General features: G+C 57.3%; 20 protein-coding genes and 1 tRNA gene. 14 read left to right on the forward strand and 7 right to left on the reverse strand.

The features are described from left to right. The first annotated feature begins 30 nt into the window (after nucleotides 1-30). The 4 genes from WG78_RS19535 to WG78_RS19550 all read left to right on the forward strand — a co-directional run bounded on the left by WG78_RS19535 (nucleotide 31) and on the right by WG78_RS19550 (nucleotide 3,977). The gene (locus tag WG78_RS19535) at nucleotides 31-708 is read left to right on the forward strand and encodes a heavy metal response regulator transcription factor (RefSeq protein WP_053939520.1); all 678 of its coding nucleotides are present in this window, start codon (nucleotides 31-33) and stop codon (nucleotides 706-708) included. Continuing rightward, nucleotides 705-2,108 (forward strand): heavy metal sensor histidine kinase, encoded by a 1,404-nt coding sequence (locus tag WG78_RS19540; protein ID WP_053939521.1) that lies wholly within the window; start codon nucleotides 705-707, stop codon nucleotides 2,106-2,108. Before WG78_RS19535 ends, WG78_RS19540 begins: the two co-directional genes overlap by 4 nt. 217 nt (nucleotides 2,109-2,325) lie before the next feature. Then, entirely contained in the window at nucleotides 2,326-3,432 is a 1,107-nt protein-coding gene (locus tag WG78_RS19545) for a catalase family peroxidase (protein ID WP_083459424.1), read from the forward strand. Next, entirely contained in the window at nucleotides 3,429-3,977 is a 549-nt protein-coding gene (locus WG78_RS19550) for a cytochrome b (RefSeq protein ID WP_053939522.1), read from the forward strand. The genes WG78_RS19545 and WG78_RS19550 overlap by 4 nt, the downstream gene beginning before the upstream one ends. 63 nt (nucleotides 3,978-4,040) lie before the next feature. Here the strand turns inward: WG78_RS19550 and WG78_RS19555 are convergent, their stop codons facing one another. Next, nucleotides 4,041-5,345, reverse strand: coding sequence for a sugar MFS transporter (locus WG78_RS19555; protein ID WP_053939523.1), 1,305 nt, complete (start codon nucleotides 5,343-5,345; stop codon nucleotides 4,041-4,043). A 536-nt stretch (nucleotides 5,346-5,881) separates the two neighbouring features. Between WG78_RS19555 and WG78_RS19560 the strand changes: the two genes are divergently transcribed. From WG78_RS19560 to WG78_RS19585, 6 genes are all read left to right on the forward strand, one after another. Next, nucleotides 5,882-5,972, forward strand: a tRNA-Ser gene (locus WG78_RS19560). A 1,419-nt stretch (nucleotides 5,973-7,391) separates the two neighbouring features. Further along, nucleotides 7,392-8,702, forward strand: a complete 1,311-nt coding sequence (gene dndC, locus WG78_RS19565; RefSeq protein ID WP_053939524.1) for a DNA phosphorothioation system sulfurtransferase DndC — start codon at nucleotides 7,392-7,394, stop codon at nucleotides 8,700-8,702. Then, nucleotides 8,699-10,759 (forward strand): AAA family ATPase, encoded by a 2,061-nt coding sequence (locus WG78_RS19570; RefSeq protein ID WP_053939525.1) that lies wholly within the window; start codon nucleotides 8,699-8,701, stop codon nucleotides 10,757-10,759. Before dndC ends, WG78_RS19570 begins: the two co-directional genes overlap by 4 nt. Beyond that, nucleotides 10,756-12,231, forward strand: coding sequence for an FtsK/SpoIIIE domain-containing protein (locus WG78_RS19575; RefSeq protein WP_053939526.1), 1,476 nt, complete (start codon nucleotides 10,756-10,758; stop codon nucleotides 12,229-12,231). The genes WG78_RS19570 and WG78_RS19575 overlap by 4 nt, the downstream gene beginning before the upstream one ends. Nucleotides 12,232-12,241: 10 nt before the next feature. After that, on the forward strand, nucleotides 12,242-13,465 hold the full coding sequence (locus WG78_RS19580) for an AAA family ATPase (RefSeq protein ID WP_053939527.1): 1,224 nt from the start codon (nucleotides 12,242-12,244) through the stop codon (nucleotides 13,463-13,465). 74 nt (nucleotides 13,466-13,539) lie between these two features. After that, nucleotides 13,540-14,331 carry a DUF4435 domain-containing protein gene (locus WG78_RS19585; protein WP_161805163.1) on the forward strand — a complete coding sequence of 264 codons (792 nt, stop codon included), beginning with the start codon at nucleotides 13,540-13,542 and terminating at the stop codon, nucleotides 14,329-14,331. 1,003 nt (nucleotides 14,332-15,334) lie between these two features. Here WG78_RS19585 and WG78_RS19590 read toward each other — a convergent pair. From WG78_RS19590 to WG78_RS19600, 3 genes are all read right to left on the reverse strand, one after another. Continuing rightward, the gene (locus WG78_RS19590; RefSeq protein WP_152969315.1) at nucleotides 15,335-16,342 is read right to left on the reverse strand and encodes a YcxB family protein; all 1,008 of its coding nucleotides are present in this window, start codon (nucleotides 16,340-16,342) and stop codon (nucleotides 15,335-15,337) included. A gap of 166 nt (nucleotides 16,343-16,508) precedes the next feature. Then, nucleotides 16,509-16,964, reverse strand: a complete 456-nt coding sequence (locus tag WG78_RS19595) for a hypothetical protein (RefSeq protein ID WP_152969316.1) — start codon at nucleotides 16,962-16,964, stop codon at nucleotides 16,509-16,511. 192 nt (nucleotides 16,965-17,156) lie between these two features. Then, on the reverse strand, nucleotides 17,157-18,059 hold the full coding sequence (locus WG78_RS19600; protein ID WP_201782497.1) for an AraC family transcriptional regulator: 903 nt from the start codon (nucleotides 18,057-18,059) through the stop codon (nucleotides 17,157-17,159). A gap of 167 nt (nucleotides 18,060-18,226) precedes the next feature. Between WG78_RS19600 and WG78_RS19605 the strand changes: the two genes are divergently transcribed. After that, entirely contained in the window at nucleotides 18,227-19,297 is a 1,071-nt protein-coding gene (locus WG78_RS19605; RefSeq protein ID WP_053939532.1) for an aldo/keto reductase, read from the forward strand. A gap of 47 nt (nucleotides 19,298-19,344) precedes the next feature. Here the strand turns inward: WG78_RS19605 and WG78_RS19610 are convergent, their stop codons facing one another. Both WG78_RS19610 and WG78_RS19620 read right to left on the reverse strand, forming a co-directional pair. Then, nucleotides 19,345-21,084: an alpha amylase C-terminal domain-containing protein gene (locus WG78_RS19610; RefSeq protein WP_152969317.1), complete on the reverse strand. Its 1,740-nt coding sequence runs from the start codon at nucleotides 21,082-21,084 to the stop codon at nucleotides 19,345-19,347. Between the two features lie 204 nt (nucleotides 21,085-21,288). Beyond that, nucleotides 21,289-22,215, reverse strand: a complete 927-nt coding sequence (locus WG78_RS19620) for a LysR family transcriptional regulator (protein ID WP_053939534.1) — start codon at nucleotides 22,213-22,215, stop codon at nucleotides 21,289-21,291. A 123-nt stretch (nucleotides 22,216-22,338) separates the two neighbouring features. Between WG78_RS19620 and WG78_RS19625 the strand changes: the two genes are divergently transcribed. Both WG78_RS19625 and WG78_RS19630 read left to right on the forward strand, forming a co-directional pair. Continuing rightward, the gene (locus WG78_RS19625; RefSeq protein WP_053939535.1) at nucleotides 22,339-22,767 is read left to right on the forward strand and encodes a DMT family transporter; all 429 of its coding nucleotides are present in this window, start codon (nucleotides 22,339-22,341) and stop codon (nucleotides 22,765-22,767) included. Nucleotides 22,768-22,778: 11 nt separating this feature from the next. Beyond that, the gene (locus WG78_RS19630; protein WP_201782498.1) at nucleotides 22,779-23,246 is read left to right on the forward strand and encodes a DMT family transporter; all 468 of its coding nucleotides are present in this window, start codon (nucleotides 22,779-22,781) and stop codon (nucleotides 23,244-23,246) included. Nucleotides 23,247-23,308: 62 nt separating this feature from the next. On the opposite strand, the gene WG78_RS19635 is transcribed toward WG78_RS19630, so the two are convergent. Continuing rightward, on the reverse strand, nucleotides 23,309-24,442 hold the full coding sequence (locus WG78_RS19635) for a sigma-54 interaction domain-containing protein (RefSeq protein WP_053939536.1): 1,134 nt from the start codon (nucleotides 24,440-24,442) through the stop codon (nucleotides 23,309-23,311). A 235-nt stretch (nucleotides 24,443-24,677) separates the two neighbouring features. Between WG78_RS19635 and WG78_RS19640 the strand changes: the two genes are divergently transcribed. After that, nucleotides 24,678-25,709: an ABC transporter substrate-binding protein gene (locus tag WG78_RS19640; protein ID WP_053939537.1), complete on the forward strand. Its 1,032-nt coding sequence runs from the start codon at nucleotides 24,678-24,680 to the stop codon at nucleotides 25,707-25,709. Nucleotides 25,710-25,792 lie beyond the last annotated feature (83 nt).

A 25,792-nucleotide genomic window follows, 5' to 3' on the forward strand; every position in this document is an offset into this window, starting at 1 on the left:
TGCCCCGCCGCCCAACCCACGGAGACCGCTGTGCGCATTCTGATTGTCGAAGATGAACCCAAAACCGGGGATTACCTGCGCAAAGGTCTGCAGGAATCGGGCTTTGTGGTCGACCTTGCGCGCAACGGCATCGACGGCCTGCATCAGGCGCGCGAAGAAGCGTATGACCTGATCGTGCTGGATGTGATGTTGCCAGGGCTGGACGGCTGGCAGGTGCTGACGCGGTTGCGGGAAGACAGCGAGATCCCCGTGCTGTTTTTAACTGCGCGCGACGAAATCGCCGACCGCATCAAAGGTCTGGAAATGGGCGCGGATGATTATCTGATCAAGCCGTTTTCGTTTGCCGAACTGGTGGCGCGCATCCGCACCCTGTTGCGCCGCGGCCCGATGCGCGAAGCCGAGCGTTTGCAGGTGGCCGATTTGCAGATTGATGTGCTCAAGCGCCGCGTTACCCGCGCGGGCACGCGTATTACGCTGACCAACAAGGAATTTGCCCTGCTGCAATTGCTGGTGCAGCACGAAGGCGAAGTGCTGTCGCGTTCGCAGATTGCCTCGCAGGTGTGGGATATGAATTTTGATAGCGATACCAATGTGGTCGATGTCGCCATCCGCCGTTTACGCGCCAAGGTGGACGAGCCGTTTGTGCCCGCGCCCCGGCTGATCCATAGCGTGCGCGGCATCGGCTATCGCTGCGAGGTGATCGATTGAAAGCGCGTACGCCGTATTCGTTGACCCTGCGCCTGGCGCTGCTGCTAGCCAGTTTGTCGTTTGTGGTGATGGGCCTGGTGGGCGCGGCCTTATATAACGTGCTGGCCGTGCAATTGCGCTTGCGCGACGACGCGGCCCTGGTGGCGCGCGTGGAGCAGATTCGCGCATTGCTGAAAGACACCAACACGCTGGAGCTGATCCACCGCAAACCCACGCTGTTTGCCAATATGCTCAACAACCGCGAATCGATGCTGCTGTTGCGCTACCCGGGCCAGCCGCCGCTGATCGAGATCAACCCCAATCACGCCGATATCCCCGCACCCACCCCGGTGCAGGCCGATACGCCGGTGCAGATGAGCTCGGTGGCGCATTACCGCACCGCCAGCGATATTCCGGTCAGCGCCGTTACCGCGCGCGCCCGGGCCGATGGCGCAGCGGGCGAAATCGAGATCACCGCGGCGCGCACCATGCTTGATCGCACGCGTTTGCTGGCGCTGTATCGCGAACGGATTTTTGCCCTGGCCCTGGCGGGCGCGTTGTTGTTTGCGCTGGTCGGCTATTTTTTATTGCGCCGCGGCCTGCTGCCGCTGCGGCAACTGGCGGCGCATGCCGACACCGTCAGCATTGCGCGGCTGGATGGTCGGCTGGATGGCCGCGACGCCCCGCGTGAGTTGCTGCCGCTGATTACCGCGTTTAACGAGATGCTGGCGCGGCTGGCCGACGGCTTTATGCAACTGCGGCAGATTTCGGCCGATCTGGCGCATGACTTGCGCACGCCGGTCAACAATCTGCTGGGGCAAACGCAGGTGGCGCTGGGCCGGCCACGTAGCGTGGAAGAATACGAGACGCTGCTGGCGTCGAATGTGGAAGAGCTGGAGCGGCTGATCCGCATGTCCGACAACATGCTGTTTCTGGCGCGCTCCGAACATGCGCAGATGGCAGCGGAAATCCAGCCCTTGCCCATCGCCGAAGAACTGGCGCGCGTAGCCGAATATTTTGAGGGGCCGGCCGAAGAACGCCAGTTGCGTATCAGCGTGCATGGCGAGGGCCAGATCGCCGCCGACCCGATCCTGCTGCGCCGCGCGCTGGGTAATTTGCTGGCCAATGCGGTAACCCATGCCGACGTGGGCAGCGAGATCCGCGTACTGGCCGAGCATGGCGCGCACAGCGTAACGCTGGCCGTGGAAAACCACGGTGCGACGATTGCGGACGAACATCTGGAGCGTGTGTTTGATCGCTTCTACCGCATTGATGCGGCGCGCACGCAATCGACTACGTCGAATGGACTGGGGCTGTCCATCGTGCGCAGCATCATGCAACTGCACCACGGCGCATGGCAGGCACACAGCGCCGCCGGCCTGACGCGCTTTAGCCTGGTCTTCCCCAACCCGCCGCTTTGAAAATACATAAGGTGGGTCTCGACCCACCCCCCAAAGCCGCCTTCCCAAGCCACGCGGGTGGCGTAGGGTGCGTCCAGCGCATGTTAGCAATACGACCCGACCCGCCAGCGCTTGATGACAATTTTGTCATTCACCCGTCATTAGTCAGTGCGTGCGCCGCCATTAATCTGAGCACAGCTGCCGCATGGTGCGGCTGCGCTTTTCGACTGGATGGCCGATGGCGACTTCTCTTCCTCCTCTACGCGCGTTGCGCCAGGCATTGCACCTGCCGCCCGACGCGCCCGTGCTGCGCCCCGCTTTATGGATAGGCGCGGCGGCGCTGGCCGTGCTGGGCGCGTATGGCGCTGCTGCGGGCTGGTTTAGCCCGCAGCGGCTGAGCCCGCGCCGCATTATCAATACGTTTAATGCCAACTTTGGCGAGCACCCTGGCTACCGCCGCAATCACGCCAAAGGCGTGTGCGTACTCGGTTATTTTGAAGGCAATGGCAGCGCCAGCAGTTTGTCGACCGCCGCAGTGTTTGGCACCACGCGCACGCCGGTGGTGGGCCGCTTTGCCGTGCCCGGTGGCAATCCCGGCATTGCCGATGGCAGCGTGCCGGTGCGCAGCATGGCGCTGCAATTTTCTTCACCGGGCGGCGAACAATGGCGCATGGGCATGAACAACGCGGCGCTGTTTACCGTCAACACGCCGCAAGCGTTTTACCAGCAGCTGATCGCCACCCGGCCCGACCCCGCCACCGGCAAGCCCGATCCGGCCAGGGTCAAAGCCTTCTACGCCGCGCATCCCGAGTCCGCCGCCGCGCTGGCGTGGGGCAAAAGCCATCCGCCCTCAACCGGCTTGGGCAACGGCACGTATTACAGCATCAACGCGTTTGAACTGATCGACGCGCATGGCGAGAAGCATGCCGTGCGCTGGGCCATGCAGCCGGAGCAACCGTATGCCGCATTGGGCAAACCGGCTCCGACTGATCCCGATTTCCTGAGCCATGATCTGCAACAGCAACTGCAACAAGGCCCGCTGCGCTGGCATCTGATTCTGACTCTGGCCGCACCGGGCGACCCCACCAACGACGCCACCCGCGCCTGGCCCGCCGACCGCCCCACTGTCGACGCCGGCACGCTCACCCTGCAAAACAGCGCGCCACAGGCCGACGGCCCCTGCCGCGACATCAACTTTGATCCGACCATCCTGCCGCACGGTGTCGCGCTGTCGGACGACCCACTGCTGGCCGCACGCCAGGGTGCTTATTCGCGCTCGTTTAATCTGCGTACCCACGAAGAAGCGGCAGCGCAGACGCCCGCTGCCCGCAAGGTGAACCCATGACCCCATCCACCCGACCGATGCGATTTTCCTTGCCCGCGCGCGTGCTGCACTGGCTGATGGCGCCTGCGATTTTTGTGATGCTGCTGCTGGGCAGCGGCCTGGTCACCACCGTATCGATATGGCGGCCGCTGCTGCTGGATACGCACAAGACGCTCGGCATGCTGTTGTTGCTGTTGGTGCTGCTGCGCCTGGCTATCCGCCTGACGCGGGGCGCACCGGCGTTGCCGTCCAACATGCCCGGCTGGCAACGCGGCCTGGCGCATCTGTCGCACTGGCTGTTGTACGGCCTGATGCTGGCGATGCCGCTGATCGGCTGGGCCATGCTGTCGGCGGCGGGCTACCCCTTGCCCGGCATCGGCGGTTGGCATGTGCCCGCGCTGATGGCACCCGATGTGGTTCGTTATGCCTTGCTGCGCCACGCCCACGGCGTGCTGGGACGGGTGTTTTTCTGGGTGATCCTGGTCCATTTGTGTGCGGGGCTGGCCCATGCGCTGCTGCTGCGCGATGGCGTATTCAACAGCATGGCCTTGCGCTTGCGCCGCTAAACGCAACAAGGCCCGGAACGCTGATGCCTTCCGGGCCTTGGGGTGTTGCTTGACGACCGCAGATTAACGCGTGGCGGCCGCAGCGCCCACCGGGCTGCCCGCTTTCGCCGCCGCTGCAGCGGCATCCGCATCCACGCGATGGCCGCGTACGCCAAAGTGCACGATATACAGATAGCAAACCAGCGGAATCGCGAACGACGCCAGGATGTTCATGTGGTCCGCCAGGAACGCCTGCAGCACCGGCACCAGCGCGCCGCCCACAATGGCCATGCTGAGGATGCCCGAGCCTTCGGAGGTATGTTCGCCCAGGCCTTCCAGCGCCAGCGAGAAGATGGTCGGGAACATGATCGAATTAAAGAAGCCCACCGCAATCAGCGCCCACATCGCGATATGACCGCTGCACGCCATTGCCAGCGCAATCAGCACCACATTCATCAGCGCATTAAACGCCAACAAACGTGCCGGTTTGATTTTGGTCATCAGCGCGCTACCGATAAAGCGGCCGACCATGGCCGCGCCCCAATAAATCGACAGATAACGACCGGCCGCTTCCGGGGTCAGACCTGCAATTTGCGGCTGGCCCATCAGGCTAACCAGAAAACTGCCGATGCCCACTTCCGCGCCCACATAAGCAAAGATGCCAATCGCGCCCAGGATCAGATGGCGATACGCCCACACGCCGCCTTTTTTGGCGCTGGATTTGCTCGCGGCCTTGCTGACCGGCTTGACCGCTTCTTCAATCACCGGCAAACGGATCAGCCAGATGGCGGCGGCCAGCGCCAGCAAAATGCCCGTCAACACCAGATACGGCGTTTGCACCGCAGACGCTTGCGCGGCGGCATTGCTGGCCGAATTGGCCTGGCTGCCGGCAATACCCAGAATGACGGTTGCGCCCAGCAACGGGCCCAAGGTGGCGCCCAGCGAGTTGAACGCCTGGGTTAGATTAAGCCGGCTGGATGCGGTTTCGGGCTTGCCCAGGGCCAGCACGTACGGGTTGGCCGCCACCTGCAAAAACGCAATGCCGCTGGCCAGAATAAACAATGCACCCAGAAAGAACGCATACGATTGCGCGCCCGCCGCCGGATAAAACAGCGCACAACCCACCCCCGCCGTCACCAGGCCCACGATAATGCCGCGCTTGTAGCCAATCTTGCGGATTAACGCACCCGCCGGAAAAGACACCACAAAGTAAGCCGTAAAAAAACAGAACTGGATCAGCGCGGCTTGCAGATAGCTCAGCGAAAACAGCGCTTTCAGATGCGGAATAAGAATGTCATTCAGCGAGGTAATCAAACCCCACATAAAGAACAGCGAAGTCAGGACGGCCAGCGCCTTGCCAAACTTCGGGTTAGTGGCAGATGGGTACATGCAGAAAACTCCACAACGCAACTTGCAAAAACTGGGCGGCGCAAGGGCCAGCCCGGCACGGGAAATCTGCATAAAACGCGGCGGGCCAGCCACTGTCCATGGTGGCGGTTGGATCGGCGTCGCGCTTGGGTCGCTTCAGGCAGAGCGTCGTCAGGCATGTCAGCGGTTATTGCTAATGCACAGGCAATAATCGACCGCATCCCGATCGCGCCTGCGCATACTAACGCCGCATAAGGACGGCTTCATATACCTGGAAACGTTGATTGCTGCGTCGCAGAATGGCCTACACGCAAGGTTTTTCGCACCATTGCTGGGCTGTTTGCTGCGCGGCAACAATTAATTTCCTGTTTGTTGATAATCGAACGAAGGGCGTTGTGATGCAGCGGGCCTCACCGGTTCGACCCGCCTGCCGCCCTTGCAACCGAACGCATCATCCCGTTGGCCCGTATATCTATCGAAAATCGCGCCCGCCCCACCCCTTCTGCAAAAGCGCTTGGCAATTTTTAAGGGATGACGTATAGTGCGGCCTCTTCCGCGGAGAGATGGATGAGTGGTTTAAGTCGCACGCCTGGAAAGCGTGTATAGGTTAATAGCCTATCGGGGGTTCGAATCCCCCTCTCTCCGCCAAGAATATCGTTTTGAATAGCGCAAGACATAGTAAATAACCGCTTAAGAATGTTCATCTTAAGCGGTTTTTTTGTTTTAGCACCCCGGACGAGCCCTCGGTGTTACGCCATCCAGTTTATTGGGGTAGTTTCAGTGGCGCTAGCCGTCTTTTGCCGGTCATCTACCCTTTAAATTTCGGCTACGCCGTCTGCAGTGCTGTTTATGGCACTGACGGGGAGTGGATCATGCCAAAAACATCACTCTGCTGCTGATGCATGCATCAAGAACGGCAAGCTGCGCGATAGGATGTGCAAGCCGTCTGGCGGTGACGGCCCGTACCTCCAAGCCCCCCCGCGACCCGCGTAGCTGGAGGTTCAGTTTCGCCGGGCCGACAACGAGGAAACTCGCTGGCCTTCAGCCCCTTGCCCCGAAATCACCTTGCAAAAAGCCCGGGAAAAGCGACTAGCGATTTGCCGAACCGGCAGTTGATAACCTCGTGTACCAGCGACAATGTCCACAAGCAATTCAAACTTGAATTACCGCTGGTATCGTTACCGCAAGTATCGTATTTCACCGCTAGCATTCCGCTGCAACTCCTGCTTCTGAACGCTGGGCTTTGCCGGATGGCTTGGAATGGGCTTTGCCAGCAACGTCTTCTAGCCGCCATCGGCAAATTCGGGATGAGAGCGAAAACGGTCGTCACACTCCGGCGAGTCGCAGCCACGCTAGCCACTGTTTGTCTTATCCCCACAGCTTTGATCGCTTGCTGCCGCATGCCCCTAAAGCGCATAGTGGCCTAGTTTTCAGCCGGCTGACGTTCATTGCACTTCATGCGACATTACGAATTAGCATTACTTTCCAAGAAAGTTGACAGCTCTTCCAATCCAAGCAGCACAGCAATTTGCCCAGAAATCATAGAAAAATCGCATATATAATATATTAATGGCATGAAGGGGATTATGTGGCGTCCTCTGCTCATAGTAAGCGAAGGCAGTGGTCATCATAAAAAATATTGCAAATCAACAACATGGCAGATTGGAATTGGAGGCTAGCGGCAGTTACGCGGAAAATTAGTGCGCGGGGATGCCCCATAAACGACTTCTACGCCTGCTTGCGGACATTGATGTGGAGGAAACCTCCAGCGGCATCACGAACAAAATGTCGCGTGGGACGAATTTCGCTTTTTCTGCAATGCATGAAAGCACTCGGTCGCACTCACATAGAGCCTAGCCTCGGCAAAATTGGTCCCAAGGGCTGCTTGAATCACAAATGGTCGCAGTTGGGTCCTTTGGTACCTGTAGACGTCTTGCCATCGGAACAGGGCGGATTGCAGGAAAAGTAATTGACAAAGAGTTGGCACGGTACAATAGAAAACCGTTCTAAAATTAATGGCATAAGCAAGCATTCTGGCGTTTCCGCCGTGCGGGAATTGAGAGAACTATGAACAACATTGACGAAACCAAACAATTGCTTCGTGAGCAATATGAAGCCGACAACCGGCCTTGGGTTGTGGCCTATTCAGGGGGGAAAGATTCTACTCTTGTCCTCCAACTCGTCATGGAGCTGTTGCTTGAACTCGGTCCAGCTGCGAAGAAGCCTGTGTATGTGCTATCCAGTGATACGAGGGTGGAGGCTCCCATCGTATCCGAATATGTGATGGACGCGATGAAGCGCATCGAAACTTCTGCTCGGGCGCGAAATCTTAATGTACAAACCCAATTAGTATTTCCGGACATCGATGAAGGGTTCTGGGCTAAGTTGATTGGAAAGGGCTATCCACCGCCGAGCCGATGGTTCAGATGGTGTACCAGTAATATGAAGATTAAGCCATCGCGACGCGCGATTGATAATATTGTCGCGAAGAGCGGGAGCGTAATTTTATTGCTTGGGTCACGCATGGATGAAAGCTCGTTGCGCGCTCAGTCGATTCAGTCGTTTACTAACAGCGAACGGAACTTAAACCCACACCATGAGATACCTGATGCAATGGTTTTTAAGCCCATCGTGTCGTGGACTACAGATGAGGTGTGGGAATATCTTTACTCCAACCCGCCCGCCTGGGGGGGCAGCCACGACAAAATCATTCAGTTGTATCGTCAAGCCAACGGTGGCGAATGCCCTGTGGTCTTCGATTTAAATACACCGTCTTGTGGTGGAAGCCGTTTTGGTTGCTGGACTTGCACGGTAGTTAGGCAAGACAAGTCTATGGAGGGCTTCATCGCCACGGGTGAAGAATGGATGAAACCTCTAAACATTTTCAGAGCAAGTCTAATTGAGTACCGTGATGCCGAAGGGATGCGCAGTTCAGTCAAACGAGACGGAACTCCAGGCACGGGGCCTTTCACCAGCGAGGCCCGTAAAAAGATTCTGCGTGAACTCTTGGAGACGGAAAAACAGGCGGGTTGGGAGCTGATATCCGCTGAAGAATTAACTAATATACAGCGCATTTGGAACACCGAATTCGATTATACAAAAGCGGAAGTAGTTGATCTCGCCAAAGCCTTCGGTCGCACATTAACTGCTGATTACTTGGAGCATCCCGAGGAGGCTGTAAAAGCGGCAGCTGCCGATTTCCTAGAAACGGCTGCGCTGGAAGCAGATGTGCCTGCCGAGCTGTTACACGCCATCTTGCATCTCACAAAGAATAAGTGGTCCTCGTTAGAAATATATGGTGCAAAGACGGGCTTAGAACGCGACCTTGAAAAAACGTTGATTTTGGCTGCTAAGCAGGTGGAACAGGCTGCCCCATGATTTTTAAAAATATTACAATAAAGAATTTATTTTCTTATCGTGAAGGTGTTTTTGATTTTCCTGATGCCAATGCGGCGGGGAAAAACGTAATCTTGATCCACGGTCGGAATGGCTTTGGCAAAACCAGTTTCATTAATTCATTAATTCTATTTTTTGTCGGTAGTGGCGATACCGAGCTGCGTACTGTGTCCAGAGGAAAGTTATATTCGCCTCGCGAATATATGCTTGGGCGCGGTGCGGAATGGGAAGGGGTATTCAACCGAAAAGCCTTGGCCGCCGGGGAAGCAGAGTGCAGTATTTCCGTCACGTGGCAAGAGTCGAAAGGGACCGTCACGGCAGTCAGGTCTTGGGTCTTAGATGGAACCTCCGCAATTGTCGAGACATTGTCTGTCAAACCTAGCTTTGCAACGGATCAGGATGTCCTTGATGAGGCCGAGCAAAGGCAGGAGTTTTTGAATAGAAGACTTCCAAGGTCGCTAGTTCCATTTTTCATCTACGATGCTGAGCAAGTACAGAAGATTGCTGAGAGTAATTCGGAAGCAGTGTTAGAACAAGTTGAGCGCCTTCTGGATATTACCTCTATTAATACCGCCGATAGTTATCTAAGCCGAGTGCTACAGAAGCTTCGCCGAGACAGCGACGCTAAGCAGGAACAATTGCGCTTAGAGGAGCTACGTGGGCAATACGAAGTAGAACGGTCGAAACGTTCGCAAATCGAGCTCGAAATTGACAACTTCGAACGGGATGATATAGAGCTCAAGCGCCGAATTAAGGAACTTGACAAACGCTTGAATACATCGCGCGCCTCAATGAATGAACAGAGCGAAAGCATTGTTAGGGCACAAATCGCAGAGAAGAAAAGCGACTTGGAAATTAAAACGTCACTGTTTATCGACTCATTTCCTGCCGTCGCGCCGCTAGTCTGCCATCCCAAACTTCTTGCCGCTACGATTTCTAAGGTAAAAGATAGTTCGCAGGGCAAGGCCGAACTAGTTGAGGAGTTGCGCGCTATTATTTCTCGGTTGCCAGCGAGATTGTTTGATGAGCCACAGTTTCCTAAACCAGTTTTAAGTGAATCACAAACAAGGTTTCTGAAACAAAAGGCGGAATTGCTAATCGAAGCCGAAATTGAGCTGGCCAGTGCATCAAATGAGAAGGATGCGTGGCGACTTGGTGTTGATCGGGCAAGAAAAATTGAGGCCATTTTGCGTCCGTTTACCACAAACGGTGTCGTGCGCGAGACGTACACATCCCAGCTGCGGGACATTATCAAGATTTCTAGAGACGAGTTATCACTTTCGGCGCAGTTGGAGGATTTAAGTTCGCTCCCAGAAGTTGAACGCGAACGTCAATTAGCGAGACGTGAGGAAATCGCCGATTTAACTGGCCAGTCCGATAAAATTCGAGAACGAATTGGCTTTCTGAAAGAGAGCCTGAATCCAGCCGGTCGTTTAATCGAAAAATTGAAGATTGATGTCAACGTTCAAGAGCGAAAAGTGAGCGAGGCAACAAGGAATCAGATTGGGGTCGAAATTGCGGAAAAAGCGCTGAACGGGATAAGACTGTACAGAAGCGCGCTGAAGCAGGCGCATCAGACACAAATTCAACAGAAGATGAATGAGCATTTTCAAGTATTAATGGACTCAAATTCATTGATTCGTAATATTGTTTTTGATGAAGACTACAAAATAAATTATCTCGATTCGGATGCAAAACTTGTCGGAATGGGGAACATATCGGCTGGTATGAAGCAGCTTGCGGCGCAATCGTTCCTCTGGGCGTTGAAAGATGTTGCAGGAATGCCTTGCCCCGTCGTGATTGATACTCCCTTGGCGCGTATTGACGCTGGACATCAGAAACTATTGATTACTAAATTTTATCCGTCCGCTGCTGAGCAGGTAATTGTTTTGCCAACTGATTCCGAATTAGATGCTTCGAAGTATGCTTTGCTCAAGCCATTCATTGCTGGCGAGTTCTGCCTGAGTAACCCCAAAGGCGACTCTACTACCGTGGCGCCGGGAGTTGCGATGCACTCGGGAGTTGGAGAGGTTCAATGAGTAAAGTATATATAAGCGAAGAAGATGAGTTGCTTGTCCGGAAGATTTTGAGAAAAGGCCTGTTAGCTGAGGAGCGAGAGCCGAAATGGAAGGCTCTCCGTTTAGCATTGGCATTATCATTTGCGCGCGCAGAACCCCCATCTGAAGACTATGACGATTATCGCCCGCGTGGCGGCGAATACGCTTGGGAACAGCTGCTTGGGAAGGAGCCAGAGGTGAATTACGAGGACTCCTACCGGGCGGTACTCTCCGTCTACCATAATTTGGACCTCTTTGATGCAGCACATGACGAATTCGGTCGTCTGCTTCAGCGCCATATCCGTAGGGGCTTGGCAGAGATTCGGAAAGGTTGGCGGGAAACTCACAATTTCTACGAGTTTCTCTATCAAGAATTGCTGAGTCGGGTGCAAGTTCCAGATGCAGTCGAGACCGACTTGAGTGGTCCGCTAATGGGTGCTTTAGCCGAGTTGGGGATAGCTGCCCAGATTGCAAAAAGCACGGTGGGCCCACGATTGCAGAGCGTTGATTTGGTCCTTGCAGATGCGACGCAGTTGCGCACTCTTCAAAAAGCAAACGAAAATCTAGCTTTAATTTTGGGGACGGGGCCAATATCCTTTTCATTACCTGGCACACCGAGGACGGTTACCGCTCACATTCCTAAACCGAAAGACGCTTGGCATACTGTCACGTGGGGTCAGATTGTTTCACAGGTACCGGATGAGCCGGACGCTCATTTGGGAGTTTGCCTTGGAATGGACCCGTTAGGCGCCGCAGTAAAGTTTGATTTGACCCAAGCTCCTCATCTCTTGGTGGCCGGAACTACTAATAGTGGAAAGAGCGTAACCCTTCATGCCATTTTGGGTTCTCTACTTGTTAAGAGTGGGACGGATAAGCTTAAACTGTCTTTAATTGACCCGAAGCAAGTTGAGTTCGCCGTTTATAAAGGGTTGGCCCATTTAACTGATGAGAGTCCGATTACCGACATGGCTGTCGCCAAATCTCATCTCGACGAAATCGTGAATGATATGGGGGAGCGTGAGGCGAAGTTAGCGGAACTGGGCTTTAAAAATCTACAAGAATGGAGAAAGCGACGGACTGATGCGCCGCCCTATCATGTGGTATTTATCGAGGAACTTGCTGATTTGATTATGCAGTTCCCCGAGGCGGAGGTCCCTTTAGTTCGCCTTGCCCAAAAAGGACGGGCCAGCGGTATCCACTTGGTACTGGCGACACAACGCCCAGATAGCGTAACACTGAGTGGTCTGCTTAGGACTAACGTTCCGAGTCGGGTGGCATTGAGTGTGCAAAAAGCTTCGGAGTCTAGGATTATTTTAGATGATTCGGGGGCGGAACTTTTGCTTGGACAGGGCGATGCACTTGTTAAAATCGTTGGGGAAGAAGTGCGGCGTGTTCAATGCGCTTTTGTAGATAACTCTGATATTAAATCTATTATTTCTGGCCGTCGTTCTTAAGAAGGTAGTCATGGACAATTCGTTTATTTTGACTGAGTTTGTGCCGCTTTGCCTAACACTAGAGCGAATTGGGCCATTTCAGGACAGAGTTGAATACTTTGACTTTAGAGACGAACCCGGCGAACCAAGTAATTATTTTTTGTTTTTGAGCGGGAACGGGAAAGGTAAGACCCATATTCTCGAGACCATGGCTGCTCTGATGGGGGTTTTAGGAAATCATCCCGAGCGTGCTGCAACTAGTTTCGGTTTCGAACCATTAGATGCAGGGAATGGACGGGCCCAACTGGACTTTCGCGCGTCGTACGCCAGCGAGGGAGTTTCGCACACTGTCGTTTTCTCTATTTTTGGTGGTAAGGCGGATTCCGAGGTGTGGTTCAAGCCATGGTCTAAAGATATGTTACTCGAAGTCCGCGCAGACAGCTGGCATAACGTAGGCGTGATTAGGCGAGGCAGCGCTGACTACCTTTGGGCTGGCATGGCCGATAATTGGTCTAAGGAATTTGTCTCCTGGATTGCAGATAGCGTTGGCGACAATGTGGAAGCTTTCGCCAGTTCTCCGTTATCAGCGCCGACGATGATTTATTTCCCAGCCTATCGCGACATTGTGAAGCTCCCGTCGACTGAGCATCGCGCTATCGAACCCCCTGCAGATTGGAACTATCGCCCCCTACATGTTTTCCGACAGGAGGGTCGTCGCTGGACAGAGTCATTAGATAATCTTCTTGTTTGGATGCTTTGGCTCGACGACGGTAGGTACGATGCAGCTCTGGAATTCGTTAACGAATTCATGTTTGCTGACTCCGAAAAAGAGCTTATGGGAATTCCCAATCGTAACGAGCTCGTTGCAAGGGTCAGGACGCAGGGGTCCCAGCCTTACCGACTTGACCAGCTGAGTAGCGGCGAAAAATCGTTGATGCAAATTTTTCTTCGGGTCGGTGCGCACATGACTCGAAATACGATACTCATTGTCGATGAAGTTGATGCCCACTTGCACACCCAGTGGCGCTCTCGAATTTCACTTAGGTTGAAAGAAATGCTTCGTCGAAACGATGGCTTGTCTGTCTATCTCGCAAGCCACGCCATGGAGATAATCGATTCTCTCGCCATAGAAATTGATGAGCCGGGCCTAAGGAAATCTGCCGCAATCTTGGAGAGTCCGGAAGAAGAAGAACGAGCTCAGAAAATTCAGCAAGAGGTAGCTTTTCTGAAACGTAGCTTTGAGGGGGGGCATTGATGGCTAGCATACGTGGTCGAGGCCTTTCAACGTCCCAAATTCGGAGCCGGTATGCTAACCGGGTCGAGATTTTTGTGGAGGGCCAAGATGACCTTGGCGTTTACAAGAATTACTGGTTTTCTGGTATAGCGGATAAAGCGGTTTTCAAGCTGGCTGAGACTGGACCAGTTCCTCTGCCGGGATGCAACGGAGTGGAGCGGAATGTCCTCTATCAGCGAGCTGCCGGAATTCAGGCATACGGGCTTGTTGACCGTGACGCAGTCGAGGACTCGGCACTTTCATGTACGCCGGATGATTCATTATTTTTGTCTGAAAATATGAACAAAAATCCGAACATTTACTACACCCTTCGATGGGAGCTGGAGAACTATTTAATTGACGCGGTAGCTTGGGAGCAGGAGCGGGTCAATTCCAAGACTAGAGGAGACGGCCGCCGCCCTGCTGAAGAGGTAATGGTTGAGATTTTTTGTCACTGCGATATCCTTGTCGCGCACGCGGCAGCTAACGCCCTATTGCACTCATTAGGGAAGCCAAAAATAGGTGATGGTTTTGGTACGAAGGTTGATACCCGAGCGGATTTCGAAGACCTTCTTTTCGCAGGTCCTTTCAAGGGACTCAGCGCTGCAGACATTGCTGATTACTCGTCTTGGAAGCAACGCATCGAGGCTTTCGACTTGCCTCATGGAACAGTGGAGCAGCGTGTTTTCGCAATCTCGCGACGCATTCACGGCAAAGCTTTGCTAGAGCGCTTCTTTAAAAAATATAGCATTCAAGATGACAAACGATTTAGCGTAGCCAGCCGAATTTCTGGAAGAATTCCGCAGGAAATTGCATTACGTGTAGCAGAATGGGTTCAAGGGAATTAATATATACCACTATCAATTTTGTTAAATAACAGAAATATTGGTGTCCGATTGCCGTAATTCGCGCCGCGCGAGCAATTTACTGAAAAGAGATTTTTTGAAGTTTAGACGTCACTACTGTTATTACGGGCCCTGTTGCATAAATCAAATTTGACAAAAATTCCGCCAATCCAGTGCTGGATTTATGCAATACGGGCCGGGCCCGGAGGCGAGCCTGTTCCGACACTTTGGCGCTATCAGCGCCGTGCATACCCGGCCCCTGTTCGGATCCAGGGCAAGTGCACTTTTCATCATGCGCGCCGCTTTGAATCTCCACCCTCCGCGCCTTCTATCTACCTACCAATATCTTCCATCCCGTGCCGTCGACTCCCAGATGCAACGCCTCACTGCTGCTCAAAGCTGGCAGTATCACTTGTGAGTAGCCTGGCTGACGATGCACGTTGTTTGGTGATCACACGCCAGTCGGCAAATCGAGTTCGCCAATCTGATTGCAAAGATGCGGCACGCAGCGATAGCTGGAATACTGCTTGAGCCCCGCGCAGCACCTTAACGGTCGCGTCAGGGAGACTGCTGCGTTTGCCAAGCCCGGCGCCGTCTGACGTGCGGTACTCGTTTCCACTCACACCTTTACATCGCACAGGGCTAAACAACGGTGGCAGTTCTACCTATTGCTACTCGTTTCTCAGCCGAAAAAGAGCTTCATGCTTACTCCGAACATATTTTGCTTTGATTTGCGCCGTAGATAGGAAAACTATTGCCAACGCCAAAATTGGAGGTTTTTATCCATTCCCTATTCCTTAAAATCAGCCAGTCATGCTCGTTCTTGCCATGGTTCGAATCCCCCTCTCTCCGCCAGCAGAATTAGTTAAAAAAGCCCTCGAATGATTCGAGGGCTTTTTTATTTTCTGCGGGGCATGGGCACTATCGCGAGTAACTACTGCAAATCGCCCAAGTCACCGGTGTTCGCCACATAGCCATTGTCGGATCCACGCAAGGATTGCGAATCTCAGCGCTTAACGCTGCTTTGCAAAAATGCCTTCACCTGGCCGAGTACGCCCGCCGCCTCCAGCTGGTCTTTAGGGAAAAAAATCGTAAAGATACGCGAGTGCACCAGGATAAAGCGGCGCGATTCAGTCACCCGAGAAAATTCGCTCCAGAACATTTCTCGCGCAAATTCAGCTTTTTTATACCGTAGCCCGGTTTCGCTCATGGTGTAATCACACGTATTGATCAGGGGATTTTTCTGGCGAGTAAAAAATAATCCGCCCGCCAGCATCGCCGGACCAATAAAAAACGTCGCGATGAATAACACCCATGCGCCAGCGGTCCAATGCGCCCCGCTGCTCACGAGGTCGTGATACACAAAAGCGGGAAAGCCAAACAATGCGAAAAAAAACGATGGTTTTTTATATGAGATTTCCAAAAGTCCGCGCAGATGAACGCTTACCGGTGTATTTACTCTGAATTTAATTTCTCCCGGCATGATCCCATCTACTGGATCAACCGGCGTTTCGATCACAGATTGTTGATCGCGCCCGCCAGTCTTTGCGGTATGGGTGCCTATCAGCGAGCGTACCGCTTCAAGTTGCCCTTGCATGCTTAACAGGCGTATTGGAAATACCAGAACGTCAAATTGTCCAGAGTGCAAAAAGATAAAGCGCCTGGATTCTTTTACCTTGCGAAATTCAGACCATTTATATTCGTGCGCGAAACCGGGGCCGGCTTTTTTAATGCCGTAATCCGACACCGTGTACGCGAAAGGCCCCTTTTCCTGCGGGTTATACCAACGCGACCATGCGAGAGAAAAAATAATGGCGGCTTGTAAAAACAACGGCAGCAAAAGGGCCGAGTATATATTGCCCAGCACAGGCAAACCTGCTTTGTAACCGGACCGGATGAAAACAAAAAACAGCAATAAATTACCAATAAGCAGAAACCACCCCGTGCTCCGCCACATGGCCAGCCACGCCATTCCAAACGACATGGGAGCCGAAAATGACACTTGTTTTTGCATGTTTATTCAAACGGCCATCAAAAAAAGATGGGCCATGATAGCGAGCGTCGAGCCGGCGCGACGCGCAAGTGCATCGCGCCGCTATACGCTGCGGTAAAAACACAACAAATAGCCGCGAATAGCGCGGACCAGTTTCATGCAAATACATCATTGCGACGTGATGCGCTCACCGCGCCACAAACTGCTGCGACTCCCACGGCGAGCAGCGGTCCTTGCCCACGTAATGTTTAACGCAGCCCGACACCGCAAACGTATAGGTCGCACCCGCGTTGGCGTGGTGGATGGTAAAGCGGCCGCCGTCGCCGCCCGACCCATCTGCGGTATGCACCGGTTGGCCCAGGCGTTGCCAGCGGATGTGGTATTTGCTCCAGCTCTGGTCGGCGCTCCATTCGATGACGAGGTCGGTGCCGCGCATGTAATGGTTGCTGATGCAGGGCTGGCCCGCCGCGCAGCCGACCGTGTCGCCATCCTGGTTACCGGCGCGGGCCGATGTCATTGCTGCCAGCGTGGCAATGGCCAGCAACGCCCGTGCTGCACGGCGGGTTGTTGCCGCGCCGTGGGGTGAAAGTTGACGTGCCGTGGCGCGGCTGGAGGGCGCTGCCGGGATCGCGGAAAAGAACATGGGCGGATACCTCTCTTGGTGACCAGACGCCGTTCGCCGCTCATGCCGTCGCTGGCTCGGCTCGCGCACGCCATCGCGATAAAAAACCAGCATAGGTGGCGCTTGCGCGCGGACGGTGTCAGGGAGACAGCCGGTGCGGCGCGGCCGGTTGAAAAAGCCCGTATGCGCCGGGGCGCGCCCGTGGTTCGGCGCTTATATCCCTGGCACGGCCGGCGCCAGCGCCACCGCCGTCCGCATCAAACCCGCAGGCGCATCTCGCATCCGTTGCGCGTCCTGCGCGGGCGGCGCGCCAAACAGCTGGACGTAATCGCGGCTGAATTGCGATGCGCTTTCGTAGCCCACCGCAAAGCCCGCTTCGGCCGCATTCAGCGCTTGCGCCACCATCAGGCGGCGCGCTTCCTGCAAGCGCAGATGCCCGCGAAATTCCAGCGGACTGATGCCGGTAACGGCCTTGAAGTGCAGATGAAAGGTGGAGCGGCTCATGCCCGCAATATCCGCCATCTGCTCGATACGGCACGGCTCGCGATAATGCGCGCGCAGCCAGCTGATGGCCTTGCCGATCTGGCGCAGGCGGCTATCGGCGGTGGCCATCTGGCGGATCGCGCTATGGCCCGGCGCCATCAGCAGGCGGTACAGGATTTCGCTTTCGATCAGCGGGGCCAGCGCTTCGATATCGTTGGGCTGGTCCAGCAGCGCGGCCAGCCGGGTGACGGCGTCCAGCAGTTCGGGCGGCGTTGCGCCAAATGCGACGGCGGCTTCGGGGCTGTTCTGCGCGGGCGGGTGGGCAAAGCGCAGCGCCAGCTCGCTCAGGCGCGTCATGTTCAGGTCGATGACCACGCACAGATACGGTTGCTCCGCGCTGGCTTCGATCACCGTGCCCACCAGCGGCACGCCGACCGAGGCCACCAGGTAGCGACTGGCATCATAGATAAATGCCTGGTCGCCAAACAGCACGCGTTTGCGCCCCTGCGCAATCAGACACAGCGTCGGTTCGTACACCACCGGCATCGGCAAGGTGGGGCTGCTGGCGCGCACCAGCGACAGCCCCGGCACCGCCGTGCTGCACGTGCCGTCTTGCGGCAGATGTCGACCCATGATGTTAACCAGTCTGGCGCAGGCATCCATCCCGTGCTGTCTCCTCTTTTCATTCTATACCGGATAATCGTGCAATAACGTCGGCGTATCTGGCTACGCCCTGCGCGAGCGGCCTATTAGACTTGCTCAGGCTTTAACACACCTTTCGCAACGCAGGAGCATACACAATGTCACCACCGATCGCACTCGACCATTATCGCTTGTTAGGACGATCAGGCATGCGCGTGTCGCCGCTGGCCTTGGGCACAATGACCTTTGGTTCCGACTGGGGCTGGGGCGCCCAGGCCAGCGAGGCCGCGCGGATTTTTGATGCCTATGTCAGCCGAGGCGGCAATCTGATCGACACCGCCGTCAATTACACCAATGGCTCGTCCGAGCAGATTCTGGGCCGTCTGATCAAGCCTCAGCGCGAACGCCTGATCATCTCCACCAAGTTCACCATGGCGCGCCATCCTGGCGACCCCAACTCGGGCGGCAACCATCGTATGAACCTGGTCAATTCGGTCGAAGCCAGCCTGCGCCAGCTCGATACGGACCGCATCGAATTGCTGCATTTGCATGCTTGGGATTTCACCACTTCGGCCGATGAAGTGATGCGCGGACTGGACGATCTGGTGCGCGCCGGCAAGGTGCTTTATCTGGGCATCAGCAATACGCCCGCCTGGAAAGTGGCGCAGCTACAAACACTGGCCGATTTGCGTGGCTGGGCGCCGCTGGTGTCGCTGCAGATCGAATACAACCTGCTGGAACGCAGCGTGGAGCACGAGCTGATGCCGATGGCCCGGGAATTGGGCTTGGGCGTGATGCCGTGGTCGCCGTTGGCGGGCGGCATGCTGTCGGGCAAATACAGTTCAGCCGATCTGCTGGACAGCAACGAGGCCGATGTTTCGAAAACCCGTCAGGGCGTGATCGCCTCCACCGGGCATATGTCAGCGCATGCGTTGGCGATTGCCGATGTGGTGGTGCAAGTGGCGCGCGAGCTGGCGGTCACGCCGTCGCAGGTTGCGCTGGCATGGACCTTCCAGCACGACGCGGTGGTCGCGCCAGTGATGGGCGCGCGCACGCTGGCGCAGGCAGAGGAGAATTTTGCGGCGTTGGCGATTGAGCTGAGCGATGCGCACCTCGCGCGCCTGCAACAAGCCAGCATGCCCGCGCCGATCTTTCCGCAACGTTTTATCGAGCGGCCGATGGCGCAGCAACTGATCTCGGGCGGCGCACGCTTTCCGTTACGCGCTTGATGCAGCATATGGCGGGCGGGCCAGCAGCAGGTGCTGGCCCGTCGGCCTTATTGCGCCAGCATCTGGCCGGTGTAAATGGCCACCGCTGGTACCATGCTGCCGCCGTCCGCCACCACCGTGACGGTGGCGTTGCCGCTGGCGTCCACACTGACCGTGTCGCTGGCGCAGGCGGTGCCCGCAGTGTTTTTAAGGCCATGCACGATATTGCAATAGGTGCCGCGCGGCAGGCCGGTGTAGAAGGTTCTGCTCCATGCCGTGCTGGTGTTGTTCAGCGCCACAAAACCCACGCCACCGCGACTGAAGGCGATCTGGTTGTTGTTGCCCGTCACCCAGTTGCTCTGCGCCAGGTTGCGTGTGGCGGCGCGGAACCGGACCATCGGCGCGATATCGCTCCAGCGATGAAAAAAGTCCCAGGCCACGTTGATTTGCGCCACGCCATTCAGATACGGGCTGGCGCTGGGGCGGTCCTGATCCTTGTTGCTAAAGCGGAAACCCGAAAACAGCTGCGCCTCGCCATAGGCCTGCGCCAGCATAAAGATATTGGCCAGTTCGTAGCGATGATTACCCTGCGCGTCGTTGGTGGCGCCGCTGCCATTGTCAGCAGTCAGCCCGGTCAGCTCGCGTTCGGTATCCCAGTTGGTAACAAACACGGTGGCGTGCTGCGGCTGCAGAAAATACCAGGTGCCACCCCACTGCCCCGAGGTGCCCATCACGGTGGGAATCGACGCGGGCGTCAGTCCGTTGGCGTTGCGCCAGGCATCGCGCATCACCCAGGTAAAGTCGAATTCGTTCAGCGTGCCGACGGCGTAATAATCCGCGCGCACCACTTCGCCATCCGGCACCACTTCCTGGGTCACCCAGATGGGTTCGCCCAGATTGGTGGTGGGATGCGCCGCCTTCACTAGCGCCATGATGGCTTGCAGCGATGCGGCCGATTGATGCTTGGCCGCGTCGATGCGAAAGCCGTCGATGCCCAGCGCCAGCAACGAGTTCATATAGCCGGCGATATGGCTACGCACATAGCTGCTTTCGGAGTTCAGATCCGGCATCGAATTGAGCCGACAGGTCTGCACATGCGCCTGGCTGGCGTCGTAATCGGTTTGCTGGATATCGCAAGCGGCATGGAAATCATTGGCGCTATAGCCAGGATAAGTCAGCGTGCCAGCATCCCAGCTCGAACCATCCGTGGCCACGCCTTTAACCGCGCTGGCGCTGCCCGCCATCTGGTTGGCGACGATATCAGCGTACACGCGCACGCCTGCGGCATGGCAAGTATTGATCATGGCCTGTAACTGCGCCTGCGTGCCAAAGCGACTGGTCAGCGCATAACTGACCGGCTGATACACCGCCCACCAGTTGGGCGCAACCAGCGAGGCGGACGGCGGCGAAATCTGGATAGCGCCGTAGCCTTGCGGGCCAAGAAACGTGGTGCATTCGGTGGCCAGATCGTTCCAGCTCCATTGGAACATCTGCACCGAGGTATCGGCCGGGTTCAGCGTGGCGGCGCTGGGCGCGGGCGTCGGCGTGGGCGTGGGCGTGGGCGTGGGCGTGGGCGTGGGCGTCGGGGTGGAGGCGCTGCTGCCGGGCGTGGGCGTCGGCGTGGCGTCCGGCGCGTTAACGGGGACCGGCGTGGGCGTGGCGCCCGTAGCGGAAACCGGGGTCGGGCTGGCGGTGGGGTTGGCGGCCGCGACGGTCGAAGTGGTCGCGCTGTCGTTGCCGCCACCGCCGCCGCAACCTGCCAACACACTGGCGCTGACGATAATCGCCAGCAAATCCTGAAAACGCATTGCAATTCCTTGGGCAGATGCCGCCGCATTGCGCGGTCTAATAAGCACACGATGGCAACGGACAGCCCGCCGCCAGATCGCAAGAAAAATCCTTACGCCATTGTGCCCAAACACCCTTACGCCCGGCGGCCGCGGCCCCGCCAGCCGTCTCGCCTGCTGCGCCGCCCGTCATTGATTGGCCACAATCAGGCCCATGCGCCCTGCTCAGACCACGGCATCCCAATACGGCGGTGTGCCGATCGCCTCGCGCAGATAGTCCGCTACCGCGCGCACTTTGGGCGAGCGCAAACGGTTTTCCGGGGACAGCACGTGGATCTGGCTGGGCGTGGCCTCCACCGCAGCCGCCCATTCCGGCAGCAGCCGCACCAGGCCGCCACTGGCAAAATCGGTCGCGCGAAACAGCCACGATGGAAACAGCACCACGCCGCGCCCCACCCTTGCGGCTTCCAGCAAGACTTCGGCGTTATTGCTGCGCAAGGGGCCGCTGGCTTCGATCACCACTGCGGTCTGATCCGATGGCGACCGGAAATACCAGCGCTGCGGCCCGCCCGCGCCTTTGTAAACCAGCGCGGCATGCTGCAGCAGATCGTGCGGCGCGGCGGGTTGGTCGTGGGCTTGCAGATAGTCCGCGCTGGCCGCCAGCACATAACGCTGATCGCAAATCTTACGTCCGATCAGCCCCGAATCGGCCGGTTGCCCCACGCGAAAAGTGATATCCACGCCCTCGCTCACCGGATCGATAAACGCATCGGTCAGCGTCAGTTCCACGGTCAGTTCGGGGTAGCGTTGTTGCAGGCCGTCCAGTAAGGGCGCGATATGCAGCCGGCCCAATGCCACCGGCACGTTAAGGCGCACCAGCCCACGAATGTCGCCGCCCTTGCCCGCGATTTGCTCGTCGGCGGCATCCAGCAAGTCCAGCACTTCACGAATCTGCTGGTAATAGCGTTCGCCGGCGTCGGTCAGCGTCACGGCGCGCGTATTGCGATACAGCAGTTGCTGCCCGACCTCGCGTTCCAGCGCCGCAATAAAGCGCGAAACCGACGAGGCCGGCACCTGAAAATGGCGCGCCGTGGCCGAAAAACTGCCCGTGGTCGCCACCATCGCAAAAAACCGATGCGCTTTTAGATGCATGTGTTGTCCCGCCCCCGGATTCTCGCATTGCGATAATCGCAATACTGTTTTGAGTTCTGGCTGGATTGTAGCGATTACAGCAAGCCTGCACGATAGCGCCTCTTTGGTATTGGGGCGCAGCAGGTGAAGCATTTCTGGGTATTACCGCTGGTGGTGTTGGCGGGCATGGGTCTGTCGGTGGAGGCCGGCCTGCTCGGGCCTTTGGGTGCCGCCGCCGGGCATTTGTGGGCCACGCTGGGCATCTTTGGCATCGGCACCACGCTGCTCACGCTCGGGCTTATCTTCAGCCGACCCCGGCTGGGCCTGCTGTTTGCGCAACCGCGCTGGTTGCTGACTGGCGGCCTGCTCGGCCCGGTGTATGTGGTGGCTCTGACGCTGGCCACGCCGCATATTGGCGTCGGCCTGACCATGGTCGGCATCCTGTTTGGCCAGGTGGCCGCCAGCCTGGTCATCGACCACTGGGGCCTGCTGGGCAGCGCGCGCCGCGCGGTCGACCGCTACCGCGTGGGCGCTCTGGTCGCCATCCTGGCCGCGCTCTGGCTCATCCATTAATCGGGAAAAAAATGATGGTCTTTTTGATGTTGTTGCTGGTCATCCTCAGCGGCGCGGTGTTGTGTGCGCAGTCCGCCATCAACGGACGGCTGGGCGCGGATGTGGGCGTGCTGGAAAGCGCGTGGCTGACCTTTGCGCTGGGCACCCTGGTCAGTTTTTTACTGGCGTTTTTTCTGGAACCCCCGCACGCCTTCACGCTGTTCAGCGTGCCGCGCTGGCAAGTGGCGGGCGCATTTTTTGGCGTGATCTACATGCTGGTGATTGTGTTCGCCATGCCCCGCATCGGCACCGCCGCCGCCACCGTGGCCGTCATCAGCGGACAATTGTTGATGAGCTTGCTGATCGACCACTTTGGCTGGCTCGGCAATGCGGTGATCGCGTTGGGAGCGCGGCGCGGCTGCGCGCTGGTGTTGCTGGCGGTGGCGCTGGTGCTGATCTATCAGAGCAATGCGCGGCGTGAGCAAGCAGCGCAGGCTTAAGCGGACTACGCCAAGGCAAGCAGCGGCATAACCCCACATGCTGGAGGGTGGCCCGGCCAGCATCAACCATTGGCCACCTGCCCGTTCTCATCCTTGCGTCCGCGCGCTGTTTGCCCCAGCAGATCGTAGCGCGCCAGCAGCGTGCGGATCTCGTTGCGCGTCAGTCCCAGCAAGGTGGCGGCGCGTAGCTGGTTGTAGCCGCTGTGCTCAAAGGCTTCGCGCACCAGCAGGCCTTCCAGCTGGCTGAACAAACCTTCGCCATCGGCACCCGCCGCCTGGTCGAACAAGCGGGGCGACTGGCTGCGGATGATTTCCAGCGGGGTCTCGGCCAAAGTCGCCGTGCGCGTGGGCGTATTGCGGGAGAACGATGCGGCGGCGGACGAAAACTTCAGATGCTCCGGTTCGATTTGCGCGTGGCCCGATACCAGCACGGCAAAGTGGATCACGTTTTCCAGCTCACGAATATTGCCCGGCCAGGCGTAGTGCTTCAGCGCCGTGGCCGCCGCATCCGAGATCGCCGGCTCCGGCAGATTAAGCCGCTGGCTGTGTTGCGCCAGAAAATACTGCGCCAGCGGCAGGATGTCGCCCACCCGCTCGCGCAAGGGCGGCAGCGTCACTTGCGCGATATTCAGCCGATATAACAAATCCAGCCGGAAATGCCCCGCCGTCACCGCGTCGTCCAGATCCACGTTGGTGGCGGCCACCAGCCGCACATCAATCGGAATCGGCTTGCGCGAGCCAATGCGCACCACTTCGCGCTCTTGCAGCACGCGCAGCAATTTCACCTGCAGATTAAGCGGCAAGTCGCCAATCTCATCCAGAAACAACGTGCCGCCGTGCGCCGCTTCAAACCAGCCTTCGCGCCGCCCGGTAGCGCCGGTGAATGCGCCCGCTTCGTGGCCAAACAGTTCGCTTTCGGCCAGTTGCTCGCTGATCGCGCCGCAATTCACGGCCACAAACGGGCCTTTGCGCCGCGACAGCAAATGAAAATGCCGTGCCACCAGTTCTTTGCCGGTGCCGGTTTCGCCGGTAATCAGGATCGGCGCTTCGGAGGGGGCCAGGCGCTCCACATAATTCAGCAGCGCGCGCGAGGCCGGGTCGACAAACACCAGCGCCTTGGCCCGGATGGACAAGGGTTGGGTTTCCCCTTGTGGCAAAGCAAGCAACGGCGAGTGGGCGGGCGGGTTCTGACCCATGGATAAGCTCCGGTAGTGACGGCTTGGAACCCGACTATAATCAATCCGTCCATGTAACAAAAAATAATTATAAATTGCTTCTATATTCTTTTGAAAGATAAAGGCGGCGTGCAAACATGGCTCGCACCGTGGCCTGGCCGCGTTGCTCAACGCGCAGCGCACGCCCGATTGGCATGTTTTGTGCTGGATAGCGCTGCTCCCGCTGTCGGGTCACGCAACCTGGAGTATCCAACTGATGACGCACAAGGTAGACACCGTCTGGTACACCCGCTGTCCGGACCCTACCCCCTTGGGCCTGGCCGCGCGGCTGGGCTGGATTGATGACGAATTCGCCCACGACGACTTTGCCGTGCGCACCATGCACGAGGTGCCCGACCCGTCGTTGCAGATGTCGTACGTCACGCATCACCAGCGCTATTCCATCCGCCAGGGCGGCAATGTGCCCGCGCTGTGGGCCAAGGCCAGCGGGGCCGATACGCGCTTGATCGGCTTGTCGTGGGCCGATGAATACCAGGCCATCCTGACGCTGCCCGATTCGCCGATCCAGCAACCGGCCGATTTACGCGGTGCGCGGTTGGCGCTGCCGGTGCAGCAGACGCGCATCGACCAGGCGCGCGCTGGTGCCTTGCATGGTTTTCTGGTGGCTTTGCAACTGGGCGATGTGGCCGAGGCAGAAGTGACGTTTGTGCCGATTGCAGTGCGCCCGATCATCCATCAAAAGCCGCATATGCAGTTTTTTGGCGGTTATGGCGTGTTTGCCGAACTGGTGGAAGCGCTGGTCACGCGCCAGGTGGATGCCATCTATGTGAAGGGCGCGCCGGGCATTCAGGCGGCACTCAAACTGGGGGCGCACGAGGTGATCGATTTGCGTCGCTGTGCCGACCCCAACCACCGTGTCAACAACGCCGCGCCACGGCCGATTACGGTGGACAGCGCCTTGCTGCGCGAGCGGCCCGATGTGGTGGTGCGCTTTCTGCGCCGCATTGCCGACGTCGGCTACTGGGCCCCGGCGCACGCTGCAGAAACCGTGCATTACGTGGGCCAGGAAACCGACGCCGCACCCGAGATCGTACGCGCCGCCTATGGCCGCAATCTGCATCTGTACCAACGGCTGGAATTGTCCACGCAATCGGTTACCGCGCTTGATTACTACAAGCGCTTTCTGGTGCAGCGTGGCTTTCTGCCGCGCGACTTTGATCTGGATGCCTGGATCGACCCGGCCCCGCTGACCGAGGTGGGCCGCTCGCTGCAACTGCATTACGCATAAGCCAACAGCGCCGTGCTGAAAAACCAACACAGCCGCCGCCAGCTGGTGATTTTTCAGCAGCAAAAACGGGCCGCAACGCCAGC

This window comes from Amantichitinum ursilacus (assembly GCF_001294205.1).
Taxonomy (GTDB): domain Bacteria; phylum Pseudomonadota; class Gammaproteobacteria; order Burkholderiales; family Chitinibacteraceae; genus Amantichitinum; species Amantichitinum ursilacus.

Bases quoted from the DNA above. Each gene is read 5' to 3' on its own strand.
- dndC (WP_053939524.1), top strand. From the start codon at position 7,392: ATGAACAACATTGACGAAACCAAACAATTGCTTCGTGAGCAATATGAA.
- WG78_RS19605 (WP_053939532.1), top strand. From the start codon at position 18,227: ATGTCACCACCGATCGCACTCGACCATTATCGCTTGTTAGGACGATCA.
- WG78_RS19590 (WP_152969315.1), bottom strand. From the start codon at position 16,342: ATGCAAAAACAAGTGTCATTTTCGGCTCCCATGTCGTTTGGAATGGCG.
- WG78_RS19550 (WP_053939522.1), top strand. From the start codon at position 3,429: ATGACCCCATCCACCCGACCGATGCGATTTTCCTTGCCCGCGCGCGTG.
- WG78_RS19640 (WP_053939537.1), top strand. From the start codon at position 24,678: ATGACGCACAAGGTAGACACCGTCTGGTACACCCGCTGTCCGGACCCT.
- WG78_RS19595 (WP_152969316.1), bottom strand. From the start codon at position 16,964: ATGTTCTTTTCCGCGATCCCGGCAGCGCCCTCCAGCCGCGCCACGGCA.
- WG78_RS19635 (WP_053939536.1), bottom strand. From the start codon at position 24,442: ATGGGTCAGAACCCGCCCGCCCACTCGCCGTTGCTTGCTTTGCCACAA.
- WG78_RS19545 (WP_083459424.1), top strand. From the start codon at position 2,326: ATGGCGACTTCTCTTCCTCCTCTACGCGCGTTGCGCCAGGCATTGCAC.
- WG78_RS19580 (WP_053939527.1), top strand. From the start codon at position 12,242: ATGGACAATTCGTTTATTTTGACTGAGTTTGTGCCGCTTTGCCTAACA.
- WG78_RS19620 (WP_053939534.1), bottom strand. From the start codon at position 22,215: ATGCATCTAAAAGCGCATCGGTTTTTTGCGATGGTGGCGACCACGGGC.
- WG78_RS19575 (WP_053939526.1), top strand. From the start codon at position 10,756: ATGAGTAAAGTATATATAAGCGAAGAAGATGAGTTGCTTGTCCGGAAG.
- WG78_RS19610 (WP_152969317.1), bottom strand. From the start codon at position 21,084: ATGCGTTTTCAGGATTTGCTGGCGATTATCGTCAGCGCCAGTGTGTTG.
- WG78_RS19630 (WP_201782498.1), top strand. From the start codon at position 22,779: ATGATGGTCTTTTTGATGTTGTTGCTGGTCATCCTCAGCGGCGCGGTG.
- WG78_RS19555 (WP_053939523.1), bottom strand. From the start codon at position 5,345: ATGTACCCATCTGCCACTAACCCGAAGTTTGGCAAGGCGCTGGCCGTC.
- WG78_RS19600 (WP_201782497.1), bottom strand. From the start codon at position 18,059: ATGGGTCGACATCTGCCGCAAGACGGCACGTGCAGCACGGCGGTGCCG.
- WG78_RS19570 (WP_053939525.1), top strand. From the start codon at position 8,699: ATGATTTTTAAAAATATTACAATAAAGAATTTATTTTCTTATCGTGAA.